This window comes from Pseudomonas sp. NPDC087614, from assembly GCF_044743485.1.
In the GTDB taxonomy this organism is placed as follows: Bacteria; Pseudomonadota; Gammaproteobacteria; order Pseudomonadales; family Pseudomonadaceae; genus Aquipseudomonas; species Aquipseudomonas baetica_A.
The window spans coordinates 38542-53563 of record NZ_JBIUWN010000040.1; the positions used below are offsets into that span (position 1 = coordinate 38542).

The 15022-nt window shown below is 56.7% G+C and carries 16 protein-coding genes, 1 tRNA gene and 5 pseudogenes; 12 read left to right on the forward strand and 10 right to left on the reverse strand.

Annotated features, from left to right (window positions below; all coding sequences use genetic code 11):
* Positions 1–3 precede the first annotated feature (3 nt).
* A complete protein-coding gene (locus ACIOWA_RS16250; protein ID WP_339466723.1) occupies positions 4–1044 on the forward strand; it encodes an FUSC family protein in 1041 nt (346 codons plus the stop codon).
* A gap of 3 nt (positions 1045–1047) precedes the next feature.
* Here ACIOWA_RS16250 and ACIOWA_RS16255 read toward each other — a convergent pair whose 3' ends face one another.
* Positions 1048–1941 carry a DMT family transporter gene (locus ACIOWA_RS16255; RefSeq protein WP_339495913.1) on the reverse strand — a complete coding sequence of 298 codons (894 nt, stop codon included), beginning with the start codon at positions 1939–1941 and terminating at the stop codon, positions 1048–1050.
* A 151-nt stretch (positions 1942–2092) separates the two neighbouring features.
* Here ACIOWA_RS16255 and ACIOWA_RS16260 point away from each other — a divergent pair, with 151 nt between their 5' ends.
* The gene (locus ACIOWA_RS16260; RefSeq protein WP_339466709.1) at positions 2093–2530 is read left to right on the forward strand and encodes an Lrp/AsnC family transcriptional regulator; all 438 of its coding nucleotides are present in this window, start codon (positions 2093–2095) and stop codon (positions 2528–2530) included.
* 56 nt (positions 2531–2586) lie between these two features.
* Positions 2587–2913 (forward strand): YceK/YidQ family lipoprotein, encoded by a 327-nt coding sequence (locus ACIOWA_RS16265; RefSeq protein WP_339495912.1) that lies wholly within the window; start codon positions 2587–2589, stop codon positions 2911–2913.
* Positions 2914–3294: 381 nt separating this feature from the next.
* On the opposite strand, the gene ACIOWA_RS16270 is transcribed toward ACIOWA_RS16265, so the two are convergent.
* On the reverse strand, positions 3295–3966 hold the full coding sequence (locus ACIOWA_RS16270; protein WP_008081508.1) for a Bax inhibitor-1/YccA family protein: 672 nt from the start codon (positions 3964–3966) through the stop codon (positions 3295–3297).
* A 122-nt stretch (positions 3967–4088) separates the two neighbouring features.
* Here ACIOWA_RS16270 and ACIOWA_RS16275 point away from each other — a divergent pair.
* Positions 4089–4176: transfer RNA gene (locus tag ACIOWA_RS16275), tRNA-Ser, on the forward strand.
* A 139-nt stretch (positions 4177–4315) separates the two neighbouring features.
* On the opposite strand, the gene ACIOWA_RS16280 is transcribed toward ACIOWA_RS16275, so the two are convergent.
* Positions 4316–5746, reverse strand: a complete 1431-nt coding sequence (locus ACIOWA_RS16280; protein ID WP_401160717.1) for an aldehyde dehydrogenase family protein — start codon at positions 5744–5746, stop codon at positions 4316–4318.
* A 122-nt stretch (positions 5747–5868) separates the two neighbouring features.
* On the opposite strand from ACIOWA_RS16280, the gene ACIOWA_RS16285 reads away from it, so the two are divergent.
* Positions 5869–6783 carry a LysR family transcriptional regulator gene (locus tag ACIOWA_RS16285; RefSeq protein ID WP_339466719.1) on the forward strand — a complete coding sequence of 305 codons (915 nt, stop codon included), beginning with the start codon at positions 5869–5871 and terminating at the stop codon, positions 6781–6783.
* Between the two features lie 342 nt (positions 6784–7125).
* Here the strand turns inward: ACIOWA_RS16285 and ACIOWA_RS16290 are convergent.
* Positions 7126–7597: pseudogene (locus ACIOWA_RS16290) on the reverse strand (aldo/keto reductase); the annotation flags it as partial.
* Here ACIOWA_RS16290 and ACIOWA_RS16295 point away from each other — a divergent pair.
* Positions 7594–8137: pseudogene (locus tag ACIOWA_RS16295) on the forward strand (LysR substrate-binding domain-containing protein); the annotation flags it as partial. The pseudogenes ACIOWA_RS16290 and ACIOWA_RS16295 overlap by 4 nt on opposite strands.
* 194 nt (positions 8138–8331) lie before the next feature.
* Positions 8332–8901 (forward strand): DJ-1/PfpI family protein, encoded by a 570-nt coding sequence (locus ACIOWA_RS16300; RefSeq protein ID WP_401160719.1) that lies wholly within the window; start codon positions 8332–8334, stop codon positions 8899–8901.
* Between the two features lie 248 nt (positions 8902–9149).
* Here the strand turns inward: ACIOWA_RS16300 and ACIOWA_RS16305 are convergent, their stop codons facing one another.
* On the reverse strand, positions 9150–9653 hold the full coding sequence (locus ACIOWA_RS16305; protein ID WP_401137062.1) for a cupin domain-containing protein: 504 nt from the start codon (positions 9651–9653) through the stop codon (positions 9150–9152).
* Between the two features lie 125 nt (positions 9654–9778).
* Here ACIOWA_RS16305 and ACIOWA_RS16310 point away from each other — a divergent pair.
* Positions 9779–9895: pseudogene (locus ACIOWA_RS16310) on the forward strand (transposase domain-containing protein); the annotation flags it as partial.
* A gap of 23 nt (positions 9896–9918) precedes the next feature.
* Here ACIOWA_RS16310 and ACIOWA_RS16315 read toward each other — a convergent pair.
* Both ACIOWA_RS16315 and ACIOWA_RS16320 read right to left on the reverse strand, forming a co-directional pair.
* Positions 9919–10401 (reverse strand): GNAT family N-acetyltransferase, encoded by a 483-nt coding sequence (locus ACIOWA_RS16315; RefSeq protein ID WP_401160734.1) that lies wholly within the window; start codon positions 10399–10401, stop codon positions 9919–9921.
* Positions 10402–10762: 361 nt separating this feature from the next.
* Positions 10763–10894 (reverse strand): annotated as a pseudogene (locus tag ACIOWA_RS16320) (LysR family transcriptional regulator); the annotation flags it as partial.
* A gap of 1 nt (position 10895) precedes the next feature.
* Between ACIOWA_RS16320 and ACIOWA_RS16325 the strand changes: the two are divergent.
* Positions 10896–11634 (forward strand): annotated as a pseudogene (locus tag ACIOWA_RS16325) (alkene reductase); the annotation flags it as partial.
* On the opposite strand, the gene ACIOWA_RS16330 reads toward ACIOWA_RS16325, so the two are convergent.
* Positions 11625–12119 carry a DUF1652 domain-containing protein gene (locus ACIOWA_RS16330; protein WP_401160721.1) on the reverse strand — a complete coding sequence of 165 codons (495 nt, stop codon included), beginning with the start codon at positions 12117–12119 and terminating at the stop codon, positions 11625–11627. The pseudogene ACIOWA_RS16325 and the gene ACIOWA_RS16330 overlap by 10 nt on opposite strands.
* Between ACIOWA_RS16330 and ACIOWA_RS16335 the strand changes: the two genes are divergently transcribed.
* Positions 12093–12302 carry a hypothetical protein gene (locus ACIOWA_RS16335; RefSeq protein WP_339433034.1) on the forward strand — a complete coding sequence of 70 codons (210 nt, stop codon included), beginning with the start codon at positions 12093–12095 and terminating at the stop codon, positions 12300–12302. The two genes, ACIOWA_RS16330 and ACIOWA_RS16335, sit on opposite strands and share 27 nt — an antisense overlap.
* On the opposite strand, the gene ACIOWA_RS16340 is transcribed toward ACIOWA_RS16335, so the two are convergent.
* Complete coding sequence (locus ACIOWA_RS16340) at positions 12240–13205, reverse strand: transcriptional regulator GcvA (protein ID WP_339496041.1); 966 nt, start codon at positions 13203–13205, stop codon at positions 12240–12242. The genes ACIOWA_RS16335 and ACIOWA_RS16340 overlap by 63 nt on opposite strands.
* Positions 13206–13314: 109 nt before the next feature.
* Here ACIOWA_RS16340 and gstA point away from each other — a divergent pair, with 109 nt between their 5' ends.
* The gene (gene gstA, locus ACIOWA_RS16345; protein ID WP_401160724.1) at positions 13315–13926 is read left to right on the forward strand and encodes a glutathione transferase GstA; all 612 of its coding nucleotides are present in this window, start codon (positions 13315–13317) and stop codon (positions 13924–13926) included.
* Between the two features lie 92 nt (positions 13927–14018).
* Complete coding sequence (locus ACIOWA_RS16350; protein WP_401160726.1) at positions 14019–14399, forward strand: RidA family protein; 381 nt, start codon at positions 14019–14021, stop codon at positions 14397–14399.
* Between the two features lie 109 nt (positions 14400–14508).
* Here ACIOWA_RS16350 and ACIOWA_RS16355 read toward each other — a convergent pair whose 3' ends face one another.
* Positions 14509–14775, reverse strand: a complete 267-nt coding sequence (locus ACIOWA_RS16355; RefSeq protein WP_401160728.1) for a hypothetical protein — start codon at positions 14773–14775, stop codon at positions 14509–14511.
* Positions 14776–15022: the final 247 nt, after the last annotated feature.

The following is a 15022-nucleotide window of genomic DNA, read 5'->3' on the forward strand; positions in this document are numbered from 1 at the left end:
CCGCTGTTGCGCCGAATCCTGCGTCCGTTATTGGACCCGTATCGGCGCTACCGACACGCCCGACTGATCCACGCGGTGCGGGTGGCATTGGGGTTGTTGGCGACCATCCTGCTGACCACCGGCATCAACCTGCCCCACGGCGAGTGGGCGTCCGTGACCATGCTGGTGGTGATCGGTGGCTTGCAGCACCACGGCAATATCGGCAAGAAAGCCGCCGAACGCGCCACCGGCACCTTGATCGGCGCCGGTGTGGGTTTGCTGCTGGTGGCTCAGCAGGCGTGGCTTGGGATGCCGTGGCTGACGTACTTCGCCATGGCGGTGGTCTGCGGTTTTTTCTCCTATCACGCCATCGGCAAGGGTGGCTACACCGCCCTGCTCTCGGCGATTACCGTTTTCATTGTCGCCGGGCACGGCGACAATCCGATCACTGACGGGTTATGGCGTGGGGTCGATATTCTGATCGGCATTGCGCTGGCCCTGGCGTTCTCCTTCGCCCTGCCGCTGTACGCGGTGTATTCCTGGCGCTACAAACTGGCCGACGCCTTGCGCGACTGCGCCACCGTGTATGGGCGGATCATCAGTGGCCAAGCGGTCAGCGCTGATGAGCATCTGAAACTGATGGGGCGCTTGAGCGGTGTAATGGTGCAACTGCGCTCTCTGATGCCGTCGGTGTCCAAGGAAGTGAAAGTCTCGATGACAGAGCTCGATGCGATTCAGCGCAACCTGCGCATGTGCATCAGCACGCTGGAGATCCTCGGCAACACCCGCCCGGATGCCAACGACCCGCACGCCATGGCGCACCTGCAATCGGCGTTACAGGCCGAGCACCGGCAGATTCGCGTGCAATTGATCGGCATGGCCCGCGCCCTGAAATCCGGCGCAACGCAGCGACTGGATCGCTCGTTGGAGTTGCCGGATGCCAGCCTTGACGCCCCCGTCTACAGCCCGCTGGATGGCTATCGCTTGTTGACCCGGCAACTCGCCGCGAACGTCGCTGAGATGCGCCAGCGCTTGGCGAAAACCGCGCCGCGCTGGAACATCTGAGGGCTACGGCGTTACCAGTCGCCGACTCTTGAACCCCCACCCCCTTTGCATACCGGCGGCCGCCAGCAGGATCGCGGCCACTCCCCCCCACTGGAGCACTTCCAGGCGATGGCCGAAGGCGAACCAGTCGACGAAAATCGCGGCAATCGGGTAGATGAAGGACAGTGCGCCGGTCAGTGCGGTCGGCAACTTCTGAATCGCGCCGTACAACAGCACGTACATAAGGCCGGTGTGGACGATGCCCAGCGCCAGCAGACTGGCCCACGCACCCGGCGCTTGCGGCAACTCGCTGAAATGCGCGAACGGCGCGAGCAGCAGTACCCCGGTGCACACCTGAATCAGTGCGATCAGGTGCGGCGGCGTGCCAGTCAGGCGCTTGATGATCATCGCTGCCATCGCATAGAGAAGCGCCGCGCCTAACGCCAGGGAGACGCCGATCAGATAGTCATCACCGCCCTCGCCTTGCTGGCCGTGGGCACTGACAATCGCCAGCATCCCCATAAATGAAATCCCCAGCCAGAACAGCTTCTGCAAGGTGATTTTCTCGCCGAGAAACAATGCTGCCAATCCGACCAGCATAAACGGCTGCACGTTGTACACCGCCGTGCCGATGGCAATCGAAGCCCGAGAGTACGAGGCGAACAACAATACCCAGTTACCGACAATCGCCGCGCCGCTGAGTACCGCCAGCAAGAACGTGGCGCGGGTCACAATGCCCGGGCGTAGAAGACCGAACGCCGCGCAAATCAACAGCAAGGTGACGGCACCGAACACGCAGCGCCAGAACACCACATCGAGCACCGGCTGCCCGGACATCAGCACGAACCAGCCGATTGTCCCGGATATCAGCATGGCGGCGGTCATCTCGATTGAGCCACGACGAAGTGTGTTGTCCATCATCAAATCTCCTTTACGTTGGAGGAAAGCGTGGCAAAAGTATGCCAAGCAGGCACGCGGCCGCTCCAGCGCAATAAACAGGATAAACTCGATTTCTGCCTTTCTTATCGCGGGTTATTTACGCAGACAGCCTAATACTGGAGTTGAATTCATGACCGACGATATCGACCGGATACTCATCAGCGCACTGATGGAAGATTCGCGGCGCTCGCTCAAGGCGCTGGCCCAGATCAGTGGCCTGTCCTCGCCCAGCGTGGCCGAGCGCTTGCGGCGCCTGGAAGAACGCGGCGTGCTCAAGGGCTTTACCGTGGAGATTGATCCGAAGTGCTTCGGTTATCAATTACAGGCCATCGTCCGCGTCCGTCCGCTGCCGGGGCAGCTTCAAGAGGTTGAGCGGCAGATCATGTCGATTCCAGAATTCACCGAGTGCGACAAGGTGACGGGCGAGGACTGCTTTATCGCCCGACTGCATGTGCGCTCGATGGAGCAACTCGACACCCTGCTCGATCGCCTCAATACCCTGGCCGAAACCAATACGGCAATCGTCAAGAAGACCCCGGTCAAGCGTCGTTTGCCACCGATGGCTTGAGTGCATTGGGCGCAAGATCGGGGTAGATTGAGGTTTTTCCGGCAAGGATTGGCGGTATGAAAATTCAGGCATTGATGCTGGTAGCGATGTTGCTGACCGGGTGCGGCACGGTACAGACCGTTGTTTTGAGCGATAAGAGTGCGACCGAGCAGCTCAAAACCAAGAAAACCTACTGCGGCGCCGTCCCCCGAATCTACAGCGGCGTGACCTACGACTTCTGCATGCTGCACGCAGAAAAGCCGGAAGACGTCGATGCGTTCAGCCACAACAACGCCTCGTTCGGCCTGTTAGTCGATGCGGCCGCCTCGGGCATCCTCGACACTTTGCTGTTGCCCTATACGATTTACAAACAACAGGCCGACGGCAGCATCGTGGTCAACTGATTGAAACCTCCGGACGCCAAGACATCCAGAGGCTACAGCGGTTTATTCGAGCAGTTGTTGCAGGTCTGGGGCGCAATTGCTCGGATCTTTCCAGACCTGCCGATGGTGGAGGCGCCGAGGTCGATGTCGAGACCTGATGTGTAGGTCTGGCCGCTAACGGACCGCAATGCTGCCACAGCCTCTAGTACCACTGGCGCAGCTCGTGTTGGTGCTTCAGAAGGCGGGCCTGAGTTTTGGCAGCCGTTTTTGCATGCTCACGGCTGCAGGTCATTTCAAAAGATGCCAGCCTTTCCCGGCATTTCGAGAGTCAATAGCCACAACCCTTTTTCTCGGGCAACAAAAAACCCGCCGAAGCGGGTTTCTTGTTGAAGCGGGCTGCGATCAGTCGTCGCGGCTCATGATGCCGAAGATCTGCAACAAGCTGATGAACAGGTTGTAGATCGATACATACAGGCTGATGGTCGCCATGATGTAGTTACGCTCGCCGCCGTGGATGATGGCGCTGGTCTGGAACAGGATGCAGACGGACGAAAACAGCACGAAACCTGCGCTGATCGCCAGTTGCAGGCCGCTGATCTGGAAGAAGAAACTGGCCAGCGTTGCGCCCAGCAACACGAAGAACCCAGCGGTGATGAAACCACCGAGGAAGCTCATGTCCTTGCGGGTGATCAGTACGTAAGCCGACAGACCACCGAACACCAGTGCAGTCATCGCGAACGCCGAGCTGACCACTTCAGCGCCGCCCTGCATACCCAAGTAACGGTTGAGGATCGGGCCGAGCAGGAAACCCATGAAACCGGTGAGCGCAAACGCGGACACCAGGCCCCACGCGGAATCACGGAGTTTGTTGGTGAGGAAGAACAGCCCGTAGAAGCCGATCAGCACCACGAAAATGTTCGGGTAGCCAACGCGCATCTGCTGGGCAACGAAAGCCATCACACCGCTGAATGCGAGGGTGAGAGCCAGTAGGCCGTAAGTGTTGCGCAGGACGCGGCTAACCTCTAGCTGCTCAGCCTGCACGCTGTTATTAACTGCGTAATCCTGTTCGCGCATGGCGACACTCCTGTTGGTTTGAAACGTTCAGTCGCAAAGATCATAACAGACGCTCTGTAACAAGCCATGCAGAGAGTTTGACTGGGTGTTGCTTTCAGGTATTCTGGCGCCCGCAACGCAACGGAGGTGTGGCCGAGTGGTTTAAGGCAACGGTCTTGAAAACCGTCGACTGTAACAGGTCCATGAGTTCGAATCCCATCGCCTCCGCCATCTTATGTACGACAAAGCCCCGATTATTCGGGGCTTTGTCGTTTATGGGGTTTGAGACTTCTGCTTCGACCTACACGGATCCTTTCCGCATCTTTTCTGCCATTTGCGCAACCCTGCCTTTCGGACCCCACTGGCCCAGTCATTCCAACGGGTCGTACCTGAGTAATGTCTTGGGCTCCAGATACGCGCTCATCCCCCACTTGCCCATTTCGCGCCCAAGCCCTGATTGCTTGAATCCACCGAAGGGGGCACGCGGTTCGTGGGCCAAGGTGTTGATGAGCACGCGTCCCGAATCGATCTGACGGGCGACGTTCATACAACGTTCGGAGCTTTTTCCCAGCACCAGGGCGCTCAGCCCATAGTCCGTATCGTTGGCAATGCTGATCGCATCGGCATCATCCTCGTAGGGGATGATCGTCAGCACGGGGCCGAAGATTTCCTCACGCGCGATGCGCATCCGGTTGTTGGCATCAGTGAAGATCGTGGGCTTCACGAACCATCCGGCATGCAAGCCGTCCGGGCGACCTTCGCCACCTGCCAACAACCTCGCGCCTTCTTCCTGGCCAGTGCGGATGTAGCGCTGCACCCGCTCCCATTGTTTCAGGCTCACCATCGGGCCTATGTCGGTGTTGGCGTTTCGCGGATCAGCCGATTGAATCTGTGAGACACCCTCCTTCGCAATCCGCTCGAACTCTGCCAACCGGCTGCGTGGCACGAGGATGCGAGTGCCCGCGATACAAGCCTGGCCGCTGTTGAGAAATCCGGTTTGCATTACTAACGGCATCACTGCGTGGAAATCCGCATCGTCAAGCACAACGGTGGGCGACTTGCCGCCAAGTTCGAGCGTCACACGCTTCATGGTGTCAGCACCGGTTTTTACCAGATGTCGCCCGATAGCGGACGACCCCGTGAACGAGATCTTGGCAACATCGGGATGACGGGCGATTTCCTCACCTACTACATCGCCTCGCCCGTTGACGATATTGAATACACCCGGTGGCAGCCCCGCTTCGTGCAACGCACTGACCACGACCTGCGTCTGTAACGCGCTCATCTCGCTTGGCTTGATGACGGCAGTGCAGCCTGCTGCCAGCGCGGTGGCCAGCTTGTTGCAGATGAAACCCGCATTGCTGTTCCAGGGCGTGATCAGACCGGCAACGCCCACGGGCGTCAGAATGACCCTGGCCATGCCGACCTGCTCCTCAAAATCGAACGCCTCCAGTGCATCGATTGCTTGCGCGATCACATCGGCCGGGTAAGTCGCCATCGAGCGCGCGCGATTCGCAGGTGCGCCGTATTCCACGAGGATGGCTTCCAGCAGTTCTTCCTCCTTTGCCGCCACGGCCTGGTGCATGCGTTGCAATACCGAAATGCGTTCTTCCCGGCTTGTACGAGCCCACGCCGGGAACGCCGCCTTGGCTGCTGCGATGGCACGCTGTGCGTCCAATGCATCGCCCAACCGAACCTGACCAATGACTTCCTCGGTGCTCGGGTTATGAAGGTCGAACCATTCCTGGCCGTGTGGCGTAACGAACTCCCCGTTGATGTAGATGTGTTCAATGCGCTGCATGATGACTCCTCGCTCAAAATGACTCGCCTGAATCGAGCCATTGTGATGAAGTCTATGAAGGGTTCATTAATCCGATAAGCCATCCTTTGGCATATGAACCATCCTTATATTCAGGACAATCCATGCACAGATCAGGAATGACCGAGCTGGAAGTCGTACTGGCCGTTTCGCGCCGCAGCAGTTTTCGCGGCGCTGCACAGGAATTGGGCATGTCCACTACCGCCGTGAGCAGCGCGGTGGCTGGTCTGGAAGCACGCCTGAAGGTACGTCTGTTCAATCGCTCGACGCGCAGTGTTGCCCTCACGGACATCGGCCAACGCTATGTGGCACGCATCGCACCTGCGTTGGCACAGATCAAAAGTGCCGGCGAAGAGGCCAGCGTCGGCCCCGATGAACCCAGCGGCACATTGCGCATCAATGCACCGCATGGCGCGGCCTACTTGTTGCTGGAGCCGTTATTGAAGCAGTACGCGCAGCGCTATCCCGAAGTACGCATCGACATCGTCAGCGAATCAAGCATGGTCGACATCATCGCCGGTGGCTTCGACGCCGGGATTCGCCTGGCAGAGTCTGTGCCGCAAGACATGATTGCCGTGGCACTGTCGGGTGACGTCCGGATGCTCGTGGTAGCAACGCCCGAGTACCTCGAACGCCACGGCGTGCCCGAGCATCCGCGAGATCTACTCACCCACCGGAGTATCGGTATGCGCATGGCCCATGGTGGCCTATACCAGTGGGAATTGGAGCGCGATGGCCAGAAAGTACAGATGGATCTGCCAGTGTGCTTCGCCTCCAACGAAATGCTGGCAATCAAACAGGCCGTGTTGTTGAGCCTTGGCATTGGTTTCATTTCCGAGTGGTTCATCCAGGAAGAACTGGCAAGCGGCGCCCTGGTGCCGGTATTGATCCCGTGGTGCCCGTCGTTTGGTGGGTTGAGGCTCTACTACTCGGGCCATCGCTTCGTGCCGGCGCGACTGCGCGCGTTAATTGAACTCGCGCAGGAGTTGCGGCCCAATCTGAGTTCGCGAGTATTTTGAGCCGATGACCACAGGTCTAATTGATGCCAACCTTCAGGATGTACTTGTGGTTTTTGAAGAAGTACCCAACGTAGATTTAAGCGTCATGTGTGAACAACTACAGACCGCTAGACGCGAGCTATTGAATCAACTGGCTATCTTCGTGGCTCGACTGTTTGTTGCTGCCAGGTAACCGGCAGGATCTCCAGGAGCCATCAGCTGACTCCTGAGATCACACGCTGCCAAGCAGAAGGGGCCGGCGGTGTCTGCTTTGTCGGCCGCGATCCCTATCGCTCGCGGTCATCCCTTACCTCCCGCATAGAGGTTATGTCAGCAACGTATCAATTGATTGACATTGGTTGCTCAGGCCGCGCTGCTGGGTACATTTGTCCCTCTACCTTCAGGTAAATAGGGGCTCATTTCTTCTATTTCAGCGTGGCTAAGACGAATGCTGGTGGCATCGATCAATCCATTCATGGACTAGGTCGGGCCGACGTACGCCTACGATAGCGCCGGTGACTGCCGGATCACGTAGTACCCAAGCGATGGCTACGGCCGCCGCACTGACCTCATGTCTGGCCCCAATTTTTGCCATGACTTCTACCAAAGCGAGGTTATTGCTGAGGCGAGGTTCCTGGAAGTCGGCGCTACGCGATTTTCGCCAGTCGTCGTCGGACAACTGTGCAATCCGCTCACGGGTCAGGCTTGCGGTCGGTAGGCCAGATTGTAAAGTCGAGTAGGCAATCACTCCAACCTGCGCCGTTGCACAATAAGGCAGGTTTTGATCCTCGATATCGCGCATCAAGGCTGAATACGGCGGTTGAAGGGAGGCAATACCCACGCATCAATGTGGAGCTGGTGACTGACGATGGGTTGAGCGACATCATCGACAAAGGGTTCGATGCCGGCGTGCACTTCGGCGAAATCCTCACTGGTGAAATGGTCGCTGTCCCGGAGGGCTCTCCCCAGGTGATTTGTCACAGTTGCTGCCTCCGGTTATCTCGTGGGGTGCGGGACACCGGAAACGCCACAGAGGCTGCTTGAACACGCTTGCATTGGCAGACGCTTTCCCAGCGGCAAACTGTACAAATGGGAATGTCTTGCCGAAGGCCTGCCCATGCGCCTGGCCGTGACAGGGCCGTTGATACTGGGAGATGACACCATGATGATCCAGGCCGCGAAGGACGGTACCGGGATGGCGTACGTGTATGAGGAGATGGCAAGGGAGTACATAGCGCAGGGGCAGTTGGTGGAAATTCTTGAAGACTGGAAAGCCCTGCCAAGCAGGTTTTTTATCCATTATTCCAACCGGCATCACGTACCGCCGGCGCTACAGGCGCTCATCGAGTTTGTACGTGAAACGCAGCATCAATGACAAACTGAAGGCGGTACACTTGCTCGCCGTCTAGAAGCGTAGGGTTGTGAAGACGGCGTTCTGATCAAGCGTTATCGACAGGCCGTTTTTGGCCGATTGCTGCCTATCATAAGGCGCAGCAACCGACCCGAAGCAGCCTTGATGTCTGTTTATTGTCGCCATTCGTTATTGGCATTCATGGAGGATTCTGACTGATGGCACGTGTGGGTTTGATACTGACACCCGGTTTTGCGGACTGGGAATATGCTTTCATTGCTGGAACTGCGTCACCGTTTTACGGGATCGACGTCAGGTTTTTCGCTCCTGCTACGGGGCAGTTCTGCTCGCAGGGCGGATTGGCTGTAACGGTTGATAGCAGTTTGCAGCAATGTCTGGACTGGAAACCGGACGTTGTTGTCATCATTGGAGGAACGATCTGGGAGCGTGCAGAAGCACCGGATATTCGAGACTTTCTTCATGCCAGTCGCTCAAGTGGGGCGACAATTGCAGGTATCTGTGGGGGAACGCTGGCACTTGCCAGGGCCGGGCTTCTCGACACGGTTCCTCATACCTCGAACAGCGCTGACTTCTTACAACAGAATGCCGTAGGTTATGAAGGGCGCACGCTTTATCGAAACAGTCCGGTCGCTGTGGTTGCAGACCGCATCATAACTGCTCCAGGCCCTGCACCCATTAGCTTCACCTGCGCGGTGTTCGAAGGGGCCGGGCTATCTTCAAAGATCATTTCTCAGTTCAGGTCAATGTTGGCAGCGGAACATGCGTGATCGCGTCGCCCCGGCGCTGACTGGACGCCGCTCAAGTTAGCTTCACTAGGCCGACCCGGTCTAATCCTTGTTCCGCCAGACGGGTCACCAATGGGATTACGAGCGATATGAAGGCGATAACTGGAACGGATTGCAAGTGTTCGGTAACCTCCCGGCGAGCGCACCCAAGCAGTTAGTAATCAACCAGATGTAGTGTCACTAGACTTCCCTAATTCATTTCTCTGGCAGGCTTCATCAACACGGCGCCCTCATGGTTCGTCGTCCCAATAATTAAGCGTAGTCCCGGGCCGCTGCACAGCGGTGAACGCGCGCGCCCCATTGATTGTGACCATCGCCTGATATTTGCCGGAGTCCGGGTATTGGCAGACTTCGGGGGTTTCTCGGGTGCCAATGGACAGGTACTTCAGCGGCGCATCCGAGGTGTTGATGATCTGATGCGGATACTCGGGGCCAGCCGGAATGAAGATGACGTCGCCGCTTCGGATCGGCAACATTTCACCCGCCACGCGCAGGGTGCCAAACCCTTCCAGGATGACGAACATCTCTTCCTGAGCATAATGAAAGTGGTAGGGGCAAGAACGCTTGCCTGGCGCGACGATGTCCACCGACGCACCGAGTTTCTGCGCGACGGTGTCAGTGCCGAGGCGCGCGCCATGGCTCTCGTAAAGAGGGTCGCGGCGCTCGTATTGCAGCGGCACATCATTGAAATTGCGAATCATGCGCGCAGTTAAAGCACAGGCGTCATTGCTCATTACTCACTCCCGAAAGTATCTGTCCGGGCATCCAGCCTCGCGTAGCTAACCGAGTTGCCATTTATGCGGCAGCAGCTCTTCAATTTCACATGCCCGATGCGTAAGCGTACACCGAAGTCACGATGCATGACTCAGGTCGATATCTGGAAGACGTTCTCACGCGTCTGCCGACGCAGCGGGCGAGTGATATTTCCGACCTGTTGCCGCACAGGTTGATGCCCATCTGGCTGTACAACCTCTGACTGGTCACCGTATCAAGATTCGCCTAGTTACCCAAACTAACGGTATTACTGTTGGCGCGGACATAATAATTATCAAATTCACCGCTTTCGACAAATACGAAACCATGGCGAATATAAAAGCGATTTGAAGCGCTTTCTTTGAGAGCGCCAACCTTAATAGGGCGTCCGATCTCATCCGCCTCTCTGAAAATCTGAGTGAGAACTTCGGTGCCTATCCCTGCTCCTTGGGCGCTAGGTATCACATACAAGTGGTCAAGCAGAAGCTCGCTTTGATGGTCTTTGAGAACAACAAAACCGACCATATCACCTGATACTTCTATGCGGCGCGTGCTGCTAGCGTCGAAACCACTTTGAAACCGTTCGCGCGCGCGATCAGGATCAAATCGCCCAAGCCGCTCCAGGCTCTCGCGCATGGCTTCAATCCGAATGGCTACCAGATCTTCTAGATCGCAGTTTGAAGCACGGCGTAAAACGACAGCAAATTCTTGATCAGGGGAAGTTGACACAACAAGCGCTCTAGGCATGGCCGGTGACTCATTATAGAGAGCGTGAGTCGCATAACCAGCCCTGCAAAACAGAAATAAATATCTTCTAAACTGCTGAAAATAAGGATTAATCTTCAAACTTGAAAACCGTCGACGGTAGCAGTTCCATGCGTTCGAACCCCACCGCCTCCGCCATCTTTATACGACAAAGCCCTGATTATTCAGGGTTTTGCCGTTTCTGGGATTCGCAACTGTCAAGCCGGTCTTTCTGAACCGTTTGAGCACCTATTCAGTCAATTCCGCAGCCCTGCACTCCAACACCACCTCGTCCCGCTCAAATAAAATAGCTCCAGACAAAATAATCACTCGCGCATAGAGCCGGTCAAGCGTTGGTTATGGACGGGGCGTCAGGATTGAGGATTTCCACGAGAAAGTCGATAAACACATTGATGCGGCTCGATCCACGATGATTGGGCAAATACAACGCGTTGATGCAACTGCTGGCACTGCCTGGGCACGTCGGGCGGGTTTCGCACCCAAGCTTCCAACCCGACGCCGGTCTGCCGGTTGCGCCCAGCGCCTTACCCGTGCCCGGCAAGACTTTTATCGTCGATGAAAAGGGTAACGGTATCTGGGGCGGCGCGCAACGCGCTGGATGCCGGCATGGACGGCGTGGAAATCCATGCCGGAAATGGTTATCTGCTCGATCAATTCCTTAACAGCAACAGTAACCAGCGCGAAGACGATTACGGCGGCAGCGTTGAGAATCGCGCACGCTTTCTGCTGGAGGTGGTAGCGGCGGTCGCTGAAGAAGTAGGTGCTGAACGGGTCGGTGTGCGGCTGACGCCGATGGGACGATTCATGGGCATGGGCGATGACACACCCGAGACTACGTTCGGTCATCTCGTCGAGATGCTCAACCAATGGAATCTGGCCTACCTGCATCTGGTGGAGCCTGCGATGGTCGGGACGGTCAAGGACGAAAACTTCGACCCGCGCTGGGACGCGATCATCGCCCAGCTTCGCCAAGCCTGGAAAGGCGTTCTGATTCTGGCCGGCGGGTATGACGCCGAGTCCGCCGAGCGAGCACTGATCTCAGGTCGCGCCGACATCATCGCGTTCGGTAGACCTTTTCTGGCCAACCCTGACCTGCCGCGACGGATTCACGAGGGCTTACCGCTCAACACCCCGGACCCGAGCAGCTTTTTTGGTGGTGATCAGCGCGGCTACATCGACTATCCGTTTTACGCCTGAGATGAAGACGCCGCCCTTTCACGCGGCCACGCTCTCATTTCATGAGCAAGGCTGAGCTCTGCGCGAATTTCATCGACGAGTGCAGTTATTGCCTGGTTTCCTGTCAGACACGTGATGGAAATGCCTGTGACCATCAACTCTATCCGCCCCGATAGAGGGTCATGGATCTGCGCCTGAAGATAACCCTGTGGCTCAATCTGACATGTGCACGAGAGCGGCAAAAAAGCCGATTCGATGATGTGGCGCAGTTCAAGGTTTGACAGCATGTCGACCCCTTTGAGCAGGAGCCAGCCAAGGCACTCGCGCCTTACTGGATTGATTGTGGTGCCATCACCCATAACACCTGGCGCAGCAATGACATGATCAGCGTACGCCTTCGTGCTCGACACGTTATACCCTTTAGTAATCGAACCCCTTTTATCTCGTTTCCATAGCACGCACTTGCCGAGGATGTCGCAATGCCGAAGAAACAGCCGGTCGTTCAAGAGACCGCAACAGCCGCAGACATCGAACGCGCCATCCAGGCGTTGAACAAAATGGCCGAACGCCTCTGGGGGGATAGTCGAGAAGCGGAGGCCAAAGCCCTTCTCGACGCGCTTGATGCGTTAAACAGGGCCCTCGACAGAATCAGGATTGGAGAAAGTCGCAGGGTGGTCACGCTCCATTGAACCGCTCACGTTATTGTCCAGCGACGCCAGTAACCATGTCCTGAGGGCCACTATTTTTTCCGAATCAGCCGTTTCATGAGGCGCCACCAGATAGAACCCCAAATCATCTTTCAAGCGCAGAGCAAATGGCGCCACCAGTCGCCCTGCTCGCAGATCATCGGCGACATAGGTCGAACGCCCCATGCATACGCCTTGCCCGTCCACAGCGGCCTGCACCGCCATCATCGCCAGATCAAACGTCAACCTTGGCCCTTCGGCCAGTTGCGCTGGCTGACCGGCGGCACTGAGCCAGGTGTTCCAGTCTCCGGCGGTCATGCCACTGACTTGCAGCATCGTGTGGTTCGCAAGATCGGCTGGTGTGCTCAAGGCCTTCGCCCCGCCAGGCAATGCGGGACTGCATACCGGGAATATTTCATCAGACATCAAGAAGTCGGCGCGCAAACCCTTCCAGTCGCCCCGACCATAACGAATCGCTGCGTCAATGCCGCCCTTGCGAAAATCCACCAGATCGGTGGAGGCGCTGACCCGAACATCAATATGGGGATACGCCTGCTGAAACGACGGCAGACGTGGCAATAACCATTTCGACGCCACCGATACCAAGGTACTGAGGGTCAACACACTGTTGTTGCGCGACGCCAGTAATTGTTCGGTCGAATAGCGCAGCCCTTGGAATGCCGAACGGATACCGGGCAAATAGGCCTGACCATGCTCAGTAAGTGCCAAACCGTCCTTGAGGCGCAGAAACAGAGGCACGTCCAACGCCTCTTCGAGCCGGCGAATCTGATGACTGATGGCGGTTTGCGTGACGTTAAGCTCTTCGGCTGCCCTAGTGAAACTCATGTGCCTAGCGGCGGATTCGAAGGCTTTCAAGCCGTTGAGAGAAGGAAGTCTGGCAAACATGTGAAGTTCAATGGCCATGAGATTTTGTCATACGCTAACACTCGAAATGACCTTTGCGAAGCCTGAGACGACGAGTGATCCTGACACCTTCTTTCAGCCAGGAAGTGCCATGAAACTGTATTTCGCGCCCATGACCTGCTCCCTCTCCCCGCACATTGTCCTGCTGGAATTGGGCTTGCCGTTCGAACTGATTCGCGTCAATAACCAGAGCAAATGCACCGCCGACGGGCGCGACTTTCGCAAGATCAACCCCAAGGGGTACGTTGCAGCGCTGGAACTGGATAACGGCGAGGTCCTGACGGAGGGGCCGGCGATTCTTCAATATCTGGCGGATCAGGGCCCGGGCCACGCAATGGCAGCGGCCAACGGCACCTGGGAGCGCTCGAGGTTGCAGGAACATCTGAACTTCATCAGCGCCGAAATCCATGGTGGCAGCGCCCCGCTGTTCAGTGCTGAGTTCCCGGAAGCGATCAAAACCGTTTTCAGGCAAAAGCTCTTCAAACGTCTGGATTACCTGAGCGACAGCCTTTCGGATCGGGACTATCTGATGGGTACGTTCACAGTTGCCGATGCTTATCTGTTCACCGTGCTCACATGGCTACCGACCTTCAATATCGACATAGAAAACTGGCCGGCCCTCGCCAGTTATAGTCGCCGCGTAGCTACACGACCCAGTGTCCTGTCAGCCATCGCGGCAGAGGCGGCGACGCTGCCTGTGTGATCCGGATTGCCAGTACGTTTTCTCTGAAGGGGCCATGTCCGTAGGGAATCTGTAAACTGCCGCGATATTCACTCGCTCAGACAAGGACCCCCATGGCCAACCAAAACATCACCTTCACCCCCGATCCGGACGCCGACTCCATTTCCTCCGACGTCGCGACGTTCGGCGGGATCATGGTCTCCACCCAGATTCCGACCCGCGCCGATGGCAGCCTGGAACTGGGTGGCATTACCGAACAAAGCGAATGCACACTGCAAGCGCTGAAAGTTGCCCTGGAACGTGCCGGTAGTTCGATGGATCGGGTCATGCACCTGACCATCTACCTCACCGATATGGCTGATCGCGCCGCGTTCAACGAGGTTTACAAGCGCTTCTTCGCCAAGCCGTGGCCGGTTCGTGCAGCCGTAGGCGTTGCCTCGCTGGCCGTAGAAGGCATGCGCGTGGAAGTGACCGCAATGGCCGCCAAGGCCTGACATCACACCACAAATTCCTTAATGAGCAGTTTGCGCATTAAGGCTTGCGGGCAGGCGACATCGACGCTGAATGTATCGCCGCCCTCAAGGGTAAAGCAGCACGTTGAGTTCAAAGTGGACCTGTTGCTTTGAGAAAGACGCTTTCACTTGAAATATGATAATGCTCTTCGTCATATTCGAAGTCCGTTTCAAAAACCACCTCAATTGTTTTAGATACTTTATCTCTCTTGAAAGAAACTGCGCCCTTGAGAAGGGTAATTATGCCGGCATGGGATACAAAGGCTCCCGAACCCCCTTCGCCAAGGTGAACGAATTCGTACGTGCCATCTTCCATAGATCGCGCAAGCACAATCGAAAGCTGTACAAACTCATCCAATGGCGCGCTACGACCGATGATGCTGATAGTGCCCTCGCTTAATGATTCATATATAAACTGAGCCGCCGAAAAACCTCCTCGACCATCGGAAATGGTGTTGAGAATTTAACGTCGAAAACATTATTTCTCACGGCACAAGCCGTACCAGCCTTTAGGAAAACTCTGAAAAAGACTTTCTGATTTTGGCAAAATCCCCAGATTCCACCCGCCGAGTTTTCCGATGAAGCAGATGACCTTCGCCGACGCC

What these genes read in the sequence shown, in the direction of transcription:
- gstA (WP_401160724.1), top strand. Translation starts at nt 13,315, where the DNA reads ATGAAACTGTATTTCGCGCCCATGACCTGCTCCCTCTCCCCGCACATT.
- ACIOWA_RS16300 (WP_401160719.1), top strand. Translation starts at nt 8,332, where the DNA reads ATGGCACGTGTGGGTTTGATACTGACACCCGGTTTTGCGGACTGGGAA.
- ACIOWA_RS16305 (WP_401137062.1), bottom strand. Translation starts at nt 9,653, where the DNA reads ATGAGCAATGACGCCTGTGCTTTAACTGCGCGCATGATTCGCAATTTC.
- ACIOWA_RS16270 (WP_008081508.1), bottom strand. Translation starts at nt 3,966, where the DNA reads ATGCGCGAACAGGATTACGCAGTTAATAACAGCGTGCAGGCTGAGCAG.
- ACIOWA_RS16265 (WP_339495912.1), top strand. Translation starts at nt 2,587, where the DNA reads ATGAAAATTCAGGCATTGATGCTGGTAGCGATGTTGCTGACCGGGTGC.
- ACIOWA_RS16255 (WP_339495913.1), bottom strand. Translation starts at nt 1,941, where the DNA reads ATGGACAACACACTTCGTCGTGGCTCAATCGAGATGACCGCCGCCATG.
- ACIOWA_RS16285 (WP_339466719.1), top strand. Translation starts at nt 5,869, where the DNA reads ATGCACAGATCAGGAATGACCGAGCTGGAAGTCGTACTGGCCGTTTCG.
- ACIOWA_RS16335 (WP_339433034.1), top strand. Translation starts at nt 12,093, where the DNA reads ATGCCGAAGAAACAGCCGGTCGTTCAAGAGACCGCAACAGCCGCAGAC.
- ACIOWA_RS16350 (WP_401160726.1), top strand. Translation starts at nt 14,019, where the DNA reads ATGGCCAACCAAAACATCACCTTCACCCCCGATCCGGACGCCGACTCC.
- ACIOWA_RS16340 (WP_339496041.1), bottom strand. Translation starts at nt 13,205, where the DNA reads ATGTTTGCCAGACTTCCTTCTCTCAACGGCTTGAAAGCCTTCGAATCC.
- ACIOWA_RS16260 (WP_339466709.1), top strand. Translation starts at nt 2,093, where the DNA reads ATGACCGACGATATCGACCGGATACTCATCAGCGCACTGATGGAAGAT.
- ACIOWA_RS16280 (WP_401160717.1), bottom strand. Translation starts at nt 5,746, where the DNA reads ATGCAGCGCATTGAACACATCTACATCAACGGGGAGTTCGTTACGCCA.